This window comes from Paenisporosarcina sp. P5_A11, from assembly GCF_056400705.1.
In genome coordinates this window covers 1-12076 of sequence record NZ_JBFUKT010000095.1, presented here as the reverse complement: position 1 = coordinate 12076, position 12076 = coordinate 1, and the positions used below count along the sequence as shown (strand labels likewise).

Below are 12076 nucleotides of genomic sequence, written 5' to 3'. Positions count from 1 at the left end.
CGGTTACTCGTCGCAAATTGCAGTGCGAGAAATTGCTCCTGCGGTTAYTCGTCGCAAAATGCAATGCGAAAAATTGCTCCTGCGGTTACTCGTCGCAAAATGCCATGCGAGAAATTGCTCCTGCGGTTACTCGTCGCAAAATGCAGTCCGAGAAATTGCTCCTGCGGTTACTCGTCGCAAAATGCMATGCGAAAAATTGCTCCTGCGGTTACTCGTCGCAAAATGCMATGCGAAAAATTGCTCCTGCGGTTACTCGTCGCAAAATGCAATGCGAAAAATTGCTCCTGCGATTACTCGTCGCAAATTGCAGCGCGAGAAATTGCTCCTGCGGTTACTCATCGCAAAATGCAGTGCGAGAAATTGCTCCTGCGGTTACTCGTCGCAAAATGCAATGCGAGAAATTTTGTGGCAACACCTTCATGACCCACTTCCTGTGGGCCCAAGAATGAGACCCACAAGTATGTGGTTTTCATTCTTGTTGGCTCATGCGGAACGTGCGGCAAGCGCAAATTTACGATCATACGATAATCAACATCACAATTTAACAGAACCTTTAATTAAAAAACAGAACTAATCAAAAAAGAGTTCATCAAATGATGAACTCTTTTTGATTATGCTTTTTTATAACGTAATACTGGGGTACGAGCAGCTTTTGTCTCATCTAAACGTTTAATAACAGTTGTATGAGGTGCTTGCTGTACGATTTCTGGATTTTCTTCAACTTCTCTTGCAATCTGAATCATCGCATCGATAAATGCATCTAGCGTTTCTTTCGACTCCGTTTCAGTTGGTTCAATCATCATCGCTTCTTCCACATTTAATGGGAAGTAAATTGTAGGTGGATGGTAGCCAAAGTCTAGGAGACGTTTCGCCATATCAAGCGTACGAACACCTAATTTCTTTTGGCGACGACCACTTAAAACGAACTCATGCTTGCAATGACGATCATATGGCAAGTCAAAATGTGGTTGCAAACGACGCATCATATAATTTGCGTTAAGTACTGCATATTCAGTAATGGCTTTCAGACCATCTGGACCCATTGAACGGATATACGTATAGGCACGTACATTAATCCCAAAGTTCCCATAGAAAGGCTTAACTCGTCCAATTGATTGTGGACGGTTGTAATCGAAGTGATAGCCTTCTTCAGTTTTCACTAGAACAGGTTTCGGTAGGAAAGGAATTAAGTCTTTCTTCACACCAACCGGACCCGAACCTGGTCCACCACCACCGTGAGGACCTGTGAATGTTTTATGCAAGTTTAAATGTACACAGTCAAAGCCCATATCTCCTGGACGAGCTTTAGACATTACAGCATTTAAGTTTGCACCATCATAATAGAGCTTACCACCGACACCATGGATGATAGCAGCCATTTCTAAAATGTTTTCTTCAAATAAACCAAGTGTATTTGGATTCGTCAACATCAATGCTGCTGTATCGTCACCTACCACACGTTTTAAATCTTCTAAGTCAACTAAACCATTCTCGTCAGACTTAACTGTTATTGTATCGAATCCAGCAACTGTTGCTGATGCAGGGTTCGTTCCATGGGCAGAATCAGGAACAATAACTTTAGTACGTTGTGTGTCACCATTTGCTAAGTGGAACGCGCGAATCATCATAAGCGCAGTCCATTCACCGTGTGCTCCAGCTGCAGGTTGTAGTGTCAAGTCGTCCATACCTGTTATTTCAATTAAATGCTCTTGCAAATCATACATTAATTCCATAGCACCTTGAACTGTGTCTTCATCTTGAAGTGGGTGAATGTTTGCAAATCCAGGGAAACGGGCAACTGATTCATTGATTTTCGGATTGTATTTCATCGTACATGATCCAAGTGGGTAGAACCCTGAATCGACACCATGGTTTCGCTTCGAAAGTGCTGTATAATGTCTCATAATATCGAGTTCGGATACTTCTGGAAGTTCTGCAGCTTCTTCTCGTAGTAAACCTTCAGGTAATAAAGTTGATAAATCTACTTCTGGAATATCAAGATCTGGCAAACTATAGCCAATTCGGCCTGGCTTTGTGATTTCAAAAATTAGTGGTTGATTATCTTTATGCACGGAAAGACCCCATTTCTTGCACAAGCGCATCGATTTCTTCTTTTGTTCTTTGCTCTGTAACAGCGATTAACGCATGTCCTTCTAACTTTTCTTCGACTTTACCCAAGTCAAATCCACCGATAATGCCTACTTTTAATAATTCTTTATTTAGCGCCGTTACAGACCCCTTAACATTTACTACGATTTCATTGAAATGTGCACCTTGGTACACAACGTCAAATCCTGCTGCTTCAAACGCTTTTTTAGCATAGTTGGTTTTTAAAATATTTTGTGTAGCTATTTCTTGAACACCTTTTTTGCCAAGAGCCGTCATAGCAACTGATGCAGCAAGAGCATTTAACGCTTGGTTTGAACAGATGTTAGAAGTCGCTTTATCACGACGAATATGTTGTTCACGAGCTTGAAGAGTTAATACATAGCCACGACGACCTACTTCATCTGTTGTTTCACCCACTAGACGACCAGGCACTTTGCGCATTAATTTTGAAGTAACTGCAAAGTAACCACAATGAGGTCCACCGAATGATTCAGAAATACCAAATGGTTGAGCATCTCCAACTACTATATCTGCACCTAATTTTCCTGGCGAAGTTAAAACACCTAGTGCAAGTGGGTTGGAAGAAACAACTAATAATGCTTTTGCTTCATGTGTCATACCTTCCATTTTACGTAAGTCTTCTACTTGACCGTAGAAATTTGGATATTGCACTAAAACAGCCGCTGTGTTTTCATCAATCATATTTGATAATGCTTCGACATCTGTTATTCCATCTTTAGTTGGAATTTGAACAACTTCAATCGATTGACCCAATGCATACATACGTACTACATCTTGAGATTCTGGGTTTACAGCACCAGAAATAAGAAGTTTTTTACGTTTTGTATGACCAGCCGCAAGAGTTCCAGCTTCAGCTAATGCAGTTCCACCGTCATACATAGAAGAGTTTGCTAAATCCATTCCAGTTAATTCACAAATCATTGTTTGGAATTCGAAAATGGCTTGCAATTCCCCTTGAGAAATTTCAGGTTGGTAAGGTGTGTATGCTGTATAGAATTCTGAACGAGAAATGACATGATCAACAATAATCGGTTTATAGTGATCATAAACACCAGCGCCCAAGAATGAAGCATAAGCCTTATTATCCGCATTTTTAGCAGCCATTTGAGATAACTCTTTTAATAAAGAGGATTCTGATTTAGCAGGTTTAATATTATATTGTCCTTGAAAACGTACTTTTTCAGGTATGTCAGAAAACAGTTCATCTATAGAAGAAACTCCAATGGTTTCTAACATTTCTTTTTGATCTTGTTCTGTCATTGGTAAATAACGATGTTTCATTGGGTCATGACCTCTTTCCAACAATTATTTTTGGCGTTTATAAAAAGGTGTTGATACAGTAACAGCTTTCAAGCGTTTTCCACGAATTTCAACTTCAACTTCAGTTCCAAGTTCAATGAACTTACTATCAATTAAGCCAAGTCCTATGTTTTTCTTAAGCGTCGGAGACTGTGTACCTGTAGTTACTTCACCAATTTGTTGGTCATCTTTGTATACCTTGTAGCCGTGTCTAGGTATACCTTTATCAATCATTTCAAGTCCGACTAATTTACGAGGTATACCCGCTTCTTTTTGTTGAACAAGAGCTTTTTGACCAATAAAGTCATCTTCTTTTTTCAGCTTAACTGCAAATMCGATACCTGCTTCAAGTGGAGAGATATCTTTTGAAAGCTCTTGACCATATAGGGCTAAACACGCTTCAAAACGTAATGTATCACGCGCGCCAAGTCCACAAGGAACAACACCGTCTGCCTTACCTTCGTCTAATATCAAGTCCCATAACGCTATAATTGATGCAGGATTTCCGTATATTTCAAATCCATCTTCACCTGTATAGCCAGTACGCGATACTAAAACTTCATAGTTACCGACTTTTACATCCGTTTTAAATTTGAAAAAGCCGATTTCATTTAAGTCTTCCGTAGTTAAACGTTGTAAAACTGTTTCTGCCAGTGGTCCTTGTAATGCAAGTTGACCATAAGAATCTGAAACATTATGTACAGTGGTATCGCCAATCATATACTTGATCATCCAATCAAAGTCTTTTTCGATATTAGATGCATTTACAACTAGTAAATAATCACCTTGATCAATTTTATAAACTAGTAAATCGTCTACCGTGCCACCATCTTCGTAACACATTGCGTTATATTGGGCTTGACCATTTTGTAACTTTGACACGTCGTTTGTCAGTAATTTTTGAAGGTACTCGAGACTATCTTCACCACGAACGATGATTTCCCCCATATGAGATACATCAAATAATCCAGCTTTAGTACGAACAGCTTCATGTTCTTCCTTAATACTTGAAAACTGAACTGGTAATTCCCATCCACCAAAATCAATTGTTTTCCCTCCGTATGCTTTGTACGAATCAAACAAAGGTGTGCGTTTTAAATTTTCCGACAATGTAATTTCCTCCTCTTTTCATAGCGGGCAGAAGTGTTGCTGGTTAGATTGTTAGAGCGATTAAATAAGACCGTTCCCTTACATGAAGCAAGTGAGAGATGAAAGAACTTTACACTCTAAAAAAGGACAGAGAATTCCCATTAAATGAGAATTCTCTGTCCTGTCACCTGAAAGTTTACCTGAAATCGGCTTTCCTCTTTGGTAGCTACATAAAATCATAGCATTCTCCAGAGATGCGTCCTATACGAGTTCTTTTTACCTGAGAGATTCGTAGTTACTACTTGCTCCTTCGGCGACGCGACTAGCGCGTTCTCTCCCCGTATACTCATCCGCCCAAAACATATGTTTTGGCTATAAAGAAATCAATGTACGAAAGCATGTATCGCTTCGTGTATATCTTAACATTGAATAGAAGTAAGCGCAATCTATTTTGTATTTCCAACTCAAACACGAACATTAATACAAAAAAACTAAAAATCATCCGATTTTAAGCGATTAACTTGAAATGCAGCATATTCAGTTATTTGTCTTAATGTGCGACCTTCCGTTCTTATCGTGATGTGCGATGCTGCTTTGTAAAACCTTTTTCTTATGGTATATAACGCTTCTAACTGCTCCCTGGTAGTAGCTTGTACAATGGGCCTGTTAACATCACGGTGAATTCTCTTCCAAATATCCGGAAATGTAGCATCTAAAAATAACACCAATCCAGTTTGACGCATTTCTTTACTATTGCTAGGATTCACCGCTACTCCGCCACCAGTGGATACGATACACCATTCATCTCGGAAAGTTTTAAGAAATTCATGTTCTTGTTGACGAAAGAAAGGCTCACCGTATCTTTCGAAAATTTCCGGGATAGTCATCCCCATTTTTTTTACTATTTCCTGATCCATGTCGTAATAAGGAATTTTCAGCAAAAAGCTTAACCGCCGTCCAATTGCACTTTTTCCTGACCCCATGAAACCAATTAAGTAAATTTTTTTCATACTCTTACCCCACTTACTTTGCTACAAATCATAACAAACCGTTACTATTTCTGACTTTCCATTTTTTTAATAGTAGCAGATATATAATGACTTTCCAACATCTCATATATATTCACCTGAGATACGTAGGAAGTAACGAAGTATAAAAGCACGCCAGAGACAACGAATAACAAAACAATAGCTACAGGAAGCAAGAAACCAGATTCATTGCGAGGAAATAGATACTTCATATGTACGTTCCTCATTTCGTCCATTTTCAAAATCTACTTGGATGATAACGTGATCTCCTATCAGTTGTACTTTACATGAATTCAAACCAGTCAACATCGGTTCATGTCCTAAACGGTTTTTCTGTTTGCGAATGGATGATTGATAACATTCAATATCAAACTCTTCGCCGTTTTTTACAAAACGTATACCGTTTTGATTTAGTTGCTCGCCCATTGTTGTCACTGTTGAAACGTAACTTTCTATATCAAGTGAAAATATTTCCCACTCAATTGGTTCAGCATGAAAGAAATATCTTTCTACTTGTTTAAACCACACTGAATAAAACAAGATCAATTGCGAGAACAGCATAAGAGCAGATAATTGAAGAATCGCATCAATAAATGTGTATCCCCTAGAAGTTAATAGGTGTCGCATGATTCATTACTCACTTCAAAAAACAAATACTGCACACAAAGCTTTGGTTGACTCCAACTCCAAGAGTAAACTACGTCATCGAGGATAACGACACCAGAAATCATTCCATTTTGCAAAGCAGTTGCAGCTTGATTTTTGGTAATGGCTACATGTAATTCGATTCTTTTTTCTGCTAAATGAACCATCATTCGATTTGTTAAGGGTAGCAATGTTCCAAAAACTATAAGTAATATACTGACAGTCAGGATTGTTTCTACAAAAGAAAATCCTTGATTACTATTCAAGTATCATACGTCCCTTCCCAATAAAAACTCGAACAGTTTTTATTCCATCAGGTGTAATAAAAGCCAAAGTTCCGAACTTAACAATGGTGCCGTTCGGGTGAAAGGATATCTCATTAATAGTGCTACTCGAAGACCAACGATATCCTGGAGGTAACTTCCTTTCAAAAACAGAATCAAATAATGTTTTTCTTGCCACATATCGACTTCCTTCCGATTCAAAAACTAGTTTTATATATTTTTCTTCGGTTAATGCGGTTAGTTGAATATGTGCAACATCAAGTTTCAATTGATTATAAAATAACTCAAATGTCCTATTTTCAATATAACGATTATTAAAATAGACTGCACTTGAACTAATCATCATAACAATTGTTAGTACAAGAAGTAATTCAATTAATGAATACCCTCGATTATCCAGGGACAACTTCTGTAACAAGCCCTGCTGCATCAATATTGATCTCTGTACCATTTGGACATGTCGTTTCGCCTTCATATAAGTAATCATTATCAGTTAAGTCGGAAAGACTCGGTACAGCTTTTAAATCAATTCGATAAGCTTCTACTTGGCCTTGGACCATTTTGACAAAGGCTTCACAACCTTTATCATCGATTGTTGCTGAATGTTTCGTCACATTTGGAATAGCTATTAATATTAAGACTGAAATAATCAGTAACACCACCATCATTTCGATTAAAGTAAATCCTTTTTGGCACGTGATTTTTTTCAAATTCAACTTCCTCCTTTAATTTGAATAGGTTTTTAAATAAAATCAATCATTCCATAAACCGGCAATAAAATGGAAAGGTAAGCAGCTAAAATACAAATGGCTAGAATCGCAAATAGTATTGGTTGAACAAAAGATAACCACTTTGTTAAAGAATTTTCAGTTTGCTCATTTAATAAATCACCGTATATTAATAGTTCCTTGGCTAAGTGACCACTACTTTCCCCATGTGAAATATAAGTAGGAAAATCGTCTATAAAACATTCAGATAACTGTACCGCTTTTTTTAAAGATTCACCCAATAATACTGAGGAGTAAATATTCTCTGAAATCACTTTTAAATATGGTTGGAAATTTTGTTCTCTTAGTACATTTAGCGAAAGTTGTAAAGATAATCCACTCACAAGTAGCGTTCCTAATTCTTGTGAAAAACTTTTTGTCCAAAACAATTTCATCCAATTAGACAATAGTGGAATCTTTTGCAACTTGATAACTTGTTGCTCAAATGAATAGCGTCGAATATTCCAGCGGAAAGCAACAGCTACGAAAATGAAAAATAAACATATGCTTAATAAAACATCTGGTAAATGAAGTAAAACACTCGTTACACTCATGGAGTCGGTAGAAGAAATCCCTTGCCTAGATGAAGCAAGTAACTTCATATTAGGTAAGAAATAGGTACGAAAAGCAACAAACAGACCAGCAAGCATCGTAAATAGAAATAATGGATACATCAAAACTTTTTTTAAACTAGCTTTTGCTCGTTCCACCATGGCGACATGTGAATGAAGGACAAGTAGTGCTTGATGCAACTTCCCATGTGCTTCAGCCATTTGAATGGACAATAAATAACTTCTTGGAATGCCTAAAGACTGCAAAACGGAAGTCACTCCATCCCCATTCTTCATTTGTATTGACAGATTGTCCTGTGCATCGTCACTCCTTTTCACGTGATGAGGCAGCAACATAATGAGTGATGCATAAAAGGTATATCCTTCCTGTAGCAAGGATGAAAGTCGCTTCAAAAACTGTGCTTGTTTTTTCTTAGGTATTTGATAATCCTTATGATCAATACGTGGTTGGAGATACTTGAATAGCACCCATCTCAACCCCTCTTTCATATTGATTGTAAAGTGTAGATTCAATCGGCATATTAAACGTTGTACCTGCTTTAATCGCTTCAAATGCTTCTTCAAGTGTGTTTCCGTATAAAATTTCGTATAAAGATGATCGATTTGGACAGAGTCGATCTTCTTCTCGATCAAAAGACGTGATGACTAATTGTTGACTCGTTATTCCAAGAATGGCTTGTTTTAAATCATCTATCGGAATCCCCAAGTCCATTAATCGGTATAAACACCCTACTGGATTTTTAGCATGCACAGTTGTAATTACTAAATGTCCTGTTAAAGAAGCTTGAACTGCTGCTTGCGCAGTTTCTAAATCACGAATTTCACCAATCATTATGACATCTGGAGAATGACGTAAAATAGCTTTTAGGCCTGATGCATACGTTATCCCTGAACGTTCATTCACTTGAATTTGAAGTAAATGAGATTGGCTGTTTTCTACTGGATCTTCTAATGAAATAACATGTCGATTTAATTGATGCGCACTGTAACTCGTCAAGGAATACATAGTGGTTGTCTTACCGCAACCAGTGGGTCCAGTTATACATAAAAGTCCTTGTCGAGCCATCATTAAATCATGTAGTATATGAGCAGTTTCTTTGTTAAACGATAGCTCGTGTAACGGTTTGGAATCGTCATGTAACTGAACTCTAATCACAAGACTTTCTTTATTTTGGACAGAAGGTAACGTAGAAACTCTTAATGAACATGTTTGAGAATTGAAGGATTGTTGAAATGAACCGCTTTGAGGTTTTCGTTTTTCACTTATATCGAGAGAGGATAAAAATTTGAAGTATGAAATCATGCGATCCCCGATGTCCAGGTGAAGCTTACCTGCAGGGATAAGTTTAGTGTGTAGTCGAAAATAAATAGAGTAAAATTCTAAAGATGGAATTAAATGAATATCTGAGGCACGGGCCAAGACCGCTCGATTTATTAACTCATCACTTTTTTGTTCAATGATATTCAATAAATCGTTCATGAAAATCACCATTCACCCTTTACAGGTCAGGACCGCTCTTAACCTGTAACGAATACTATAAACTTAGATTTTGTATTTGTGAATATTTTCTCTCAAAATTAAAATTTCCCACCATTTTCTGCAGGAAATTTCAATTTTGCTCCCTAAATTGCAGGGAATAATTTTCTTTTGCGGCAAAAGGAACTCAGAATTCTGGTTGGTATCCCACAACTATCTGCTTTCCATCGGTTAATATTGGTCGTCTCAATAATTTGGGATTTCCAACAATTAATTCGACTACTTTTGATAATGGCAAATCGTCAATCTCTAAATTCAAATCTTTAAATGATTGGCTACGTTGCTAATATTTCATCTAGTCCTTCTGATGTTAATGTTAATAAAAATTTTAGTTCTTCTACAGTGGGTGTTTGACGGAATAGATGTCTTTCTTCAAAAATGACTTGATTATCTATTAACCATTTTTTAGTTTTACGACAAGATGTACAAGAGGGATACGTATAAAACTCTACTTTAGACATTTAAACTCCTCCGATTTTCATTGCGTTTAATTATACACATTGCACAATATTTGTATAATATTTGCCGCCTATCGTGAAAAATCTTTTTAAATAGCACTATTCCTCCCGTTTTCGGGTTAAACTTAAAGGAACAATAAATTTTTTTYTTATATTTGGACTAGAATTAAGAACTTCCACTGTTCTGTCACATTCTAAAGACATTCTAGAGTTTACATCTAGGAACCGAATCATCTATAATGAGGTAGAGATTATTGTATAGTTGTAAAAGGAGGGGACTACTCATGAACAATATGTATAAAGTGATGGGTTTCTGGACAGGCATTTTCGCAGTTATGTTTTATTTAGGTGATATGTATTCGGCATCATTATTATTTCTTGCAAACACAGGCTTATTTATTCTTTTAGGTTTCTTAAACCTTTCAGAGCGTATGTACATTTACATCTTCGGAGCATATTTAACGGTGTTTTTTGCTGGCTTCACTTACTATACGACATTTATCCAAGTACCTGGTGCAGGACACTAAAAACAATTATGAAAATAAAAAGACAGTCAATTTTACTATTGACTGTCTTTTTATATGGACTTATAAACCGTTTAGAAATGGATTGCGATCCATCTCCTCTTCTGGTGTTGTGGGTTCACCGTGACCAGGATAACAGATTGTGTGCTCCGGCAATGTAAGAAGCTTATTGTGAATGGATTGAATTAACTCTTTATGGTTACCATAAGGTAAATCTGTTCTGCCAATACTGCCTTTAAACAAAGTATCCCCAACTATCGCAAACCCATCTTCTTCAAACCAGTAGGAAATGCTCCCTGGAGAATGACCCGGTGTATGGAACATGGTACAAGTAAACGGTCCAATTTCTAACTGACCTTCTTTTTCGATCAGTACATCTGCAGCTTTACCTTCAATTAAAGGTAACTCTCGGTATCGAGCTGAACCATTTTTTGTTGAATCTGTTAACCAATTTTTTTCTGCTTGATGGATATATACAGGAACTTTAAATAATTCTCTGATGATATCAACGGCACCAATATGGTCAAAATGAGCATGTGTTAATAGTATGGCTAATGGTTTCAATTTTAATTTACGAATTTCTTTAGCTAATGCTTCCCCTTGTTCACCTGGATCGATAATCAAACATTGTTTATCTTTATTTGATATCACATAACAATTTGTTTGTAATGGTCCTAAAGGAAACGTACGTATATTCAACATGTGCTTCACCTCTAATTTATTGTAGCAGAAAGTCAGGTGGCATACATCTCCGTTCATATATCCGACACTTTTTAATCCTCGACAAACCCCTAATATAAATTTATAATAAGGTAGAAAACTTGTATTCGATATCCCATTCAAGATATCAAAAGGAGTGTCTTTCATGAACTTATTAATGGTTATTTTTGGCCTTGTTGCAATTTTAGCTGCAATTGGTACTTATCAAGCTTTTAAAGAGAAAAACCTTTTAAGCATACTCTTTAATTTTGGTACTTTTGCTGTTTTCGGATTCTTCACAGTCATGACAATTGTGGAGCATGGCTATCCACCAAGCTTACACTAGTATTTAAAAAAGCTAATGTTCAAACTGAACATTAGCTTTTTTATTTATTCTTTTATTTCAATCCAAGGTTTCACTTCGCCACCCTCTACAATTAACATTTCCTCTAATTGCACACCTATCAAACAATGTGCTCCTGAAGGAGAACATGCAACTGCTCCGTATGGTCCTGCCCAAATTGATTGTTTATCAGTTGATTCTGAAGCAAGTTGAACGAGTTCATAATCAGTTGGGATCGAATCCATTWGTCCTGATTCTGTAGCTTGATATGTAATCATTCTTCCGTCAGCAAGCCATTCCACTTCTGGAACAAACCACTGTGAATAATTACTAACAGCCGGCACTTCATACACAGCATTCTTTCCATCCTTATTGTTGGTTAATGTATATAAAAAATTTTGCTGATTTTCAGAAATTCGAACAACCAAACTTATCTCTTTAAAAGATTCCATATATATTATGTTGGAGTCTTTAGAGTCTTCGAAAGTCTTTGTATGAATGTTCATGTCACGCAATGCCCCCCCGCTTAAAGCATCATTTGGTGGCCAATTAATCGTTTGTATTGTTGAATCATGTCCCCATTTCCCGAAAGGATCCCTCGTTTCAATTCGGCTTACCTCTTTTTTTTCACTTGAATAAATAAATGAATCAAACTTCCAATCTTCGTAAAAAGCACTGAAAAACAATTGTTCGTTATGATT

14 protein-coding genes, 1 pseudogene and 1 riboswitch are annotated in these 12076 nt (G+C 36.9%); of the genes and pseudogenes, 2 read left to right on the top strand and 13 right to left on the bottom strand.

The window, feature by feature from the left end; translation table 11 throughout:
- Positions 1–611 precede the first annotated feature (611 nt).
- The 11 genes and pseudogenes from gcvPB to AC1DOS_RS12875 form a co-directional block, all read right to left on the bottom strand.
- Positions 612–2102, bottom strand: a complete 1491-nt coding sequence (gene gcvPB / locus AC1DOS_RS12925; protein WP_369973727.1) for an aminomethyl-transferring glycine dehydrogenase subunit GcvPB — start codon at positions 2100–2102, stop codon at positions 612–614.
- Entirely contained in the window at positions 2065–3411 is a 1347-nt protein-coding gene (gene gcvPA / locus AC1DOS_RS12920) for an aminomethyl-transferring glycine dehydrogenase subunit GcvPA (protein ID WP_477537837.1), read from the bottom strand. The genes gcvPB and gcvPA overlap by 38 nt, the downstream gene beginning before the upstream one ends.
- A gap of 24 nt (positions 3412–3435) precedes the next feature.
- Positions 3436–4539 carry a glycine cleavage system aminomethyltransferase GcvT gene (gene gcvT, locus AC1DOS_RS12915; RefSeq protein WP_477537836.1) on the bottom strand — a complete coding sequence of 368 codons (1104 nt, stop codon included), beginning with the start codon at positions 4537–4539 and terminating at the stop codon, positions 3436–3438.
- Positions 4540–4775: 236 nt separating this feature from the next.
- Positions 4776–4868, bottom strand: a riboswitch (glycine riboswitch).
- A gap of 141 nt (positions 4869–5009) precedes the next feature.
- Entirely contained in the window at positions 5010–5528 is a 519-nt protein-coding gene (locus tag AC1DOS_RS12910) for a shikimate kinase (RefSeq protein ID WP_108586319.1), read from the bottom strand.
- A 204-nt stretch (positions 5529–5732) separates the two neighbouring features.
- Positions 5733–6173 carry a competence type IV pilus minor pilin ComGF gene (gene comGF / locus AC1DOS_RS12905; protein ID WP_477537835.1) on the bottom strand — a complete coding sequence of 147 codons (441 nt, stop codon included), beginning with the start codon at positions 6171–6173 and terminating at the stop codon, positions 5733–5735.
- On the bottom strand, positions 6158–6457 hold the full coding sequence (locus tag AC1DOS_RS12900) for a hypothetical protein (protein WP_477537834.1): 300 nt from the start codon (positions 6455–6457) through the stop codon (positions 6158–6160). Before AC1DOS_RS12900 ends, comGF begins: the two co-directional genes overlap by 16 nt.
- Positions 6450–6893 carry a prepilin-type N-terminal cleavage/methylation domain-containing protein gene (locus AC1DOS_RS12895; protein ID WP_477537833.1) on the bottom strand — a complete coding sequence of 148 codons (444 nt, stop codon included), beginning with the start codon at positions 6891–6893 and terminating at the stop codon, positions 6450–6452. Before AC1DOS_RS12895 ends, AC1DOS_RS12900 begins: the two co-directional genes overlap by 8 nt.
- Positions 6868–7185: a competence type IV pilus major pilin ComGC gene (gene comGC, locus AC1DOS_RS12890; protein WP_477537832.1), complete on the bottom strand. Its 318-nt coding sequence runs from the start codon at positions 7183–7185 to the stop codon at positions 6868–6870. Before comGC ends, AC1DOS_RS12895 begins: the two co-directional genes overlap by 26 nt.
- Before the next feature lie 32 nt (positions 7186–7217).
- Positions 7218–8282 (bottom strand): competence type IV pilus assembly protein ComGB, encoded by a 1065-nt coding sequence (gene comGB / locus AC1DOS_RS12885; RefSeq protein ID WP_477537831.1) that lies wholly within the window; start codon positions 8280–8282, stop codon positions 7218–7220.
- Complete coding sequence (gene comGA / locus AC1DOS_RS12880) at positions 8251–9294, bottom strand: competence type IV pilus ATPase ComGA (RefSeq protein WP_477537830.1); 1044 nt, start codon at positions 9292–9294, stop codon at positions 8251–8253. Before comGA ends, comGB begins: the two co-directional genes overlap by 32 nt.
- A 184-nt stretch (positions 9295–9478) precedes the next feature.
- Positions 9479–9812 (bottom strand): annotated as a pseudogene (locus tag AC1DOS_RS12875) (Spx/MgsR family RNA polymerase-binding regulatory protein).
- 281 nt (positions 9813–10093) lie between these two features.
- Here AC1DOS_RS12875 and AC1DOS_RS12870 point away from each other — a divergent pair.
- Entirely contained in the window at positions 10094–10336 is a 243-nt protein-coding gene (locus AC1DOS_RS12870) for a DUF2626 domain-containing protein (protein WP_108586250.1), read from the top strand.
- A 60-nt stretch (positions 10337–10396) separates the two neighbouring features.
- Here AC1DOS_RS12870 and AC1DOS_RS12865 read toward each other — a convergent pair whose 3' ends face one another.
- Complete coding sequence (locus AC1DOS_RS12865) at positions 10397–11035, bottom strand: MBL fold metallo-hydrolase (protein ID WP_108586249.1); 639 nt, start codon at positions 11033–11035, stop codon at positions 10397–10399.
- Positions 11036–11198: 163 nt separating this feature from the next.
- Between AC1DOS_RS12865 and AC1DOS_RS12860 the strand changes: the two genes are divergently transcribed.
- Entirely contained in the window at positions 11199–11378 is a 180-nt protein-coding gene (locus AC1DOS_RS12860; protein ID WP_108586248.1) for a DUF2759 domain-containing protein, read from the top strand.
- 44 nt (positions 11379–11422) lie between these two features.
- Here AC1DOS_RS12860 and AC1DOS_RS12855 read toward each other — a convergent pair.
- A partial coding sequence (locus AC1DOS_RS12855) for a YqgU-like beta propeller domain-containing protein (RefSeq protein WP_477537829.1) occupies positions 11423–12076 on the bottom strand: 654 nt, incomplete at its 5' end.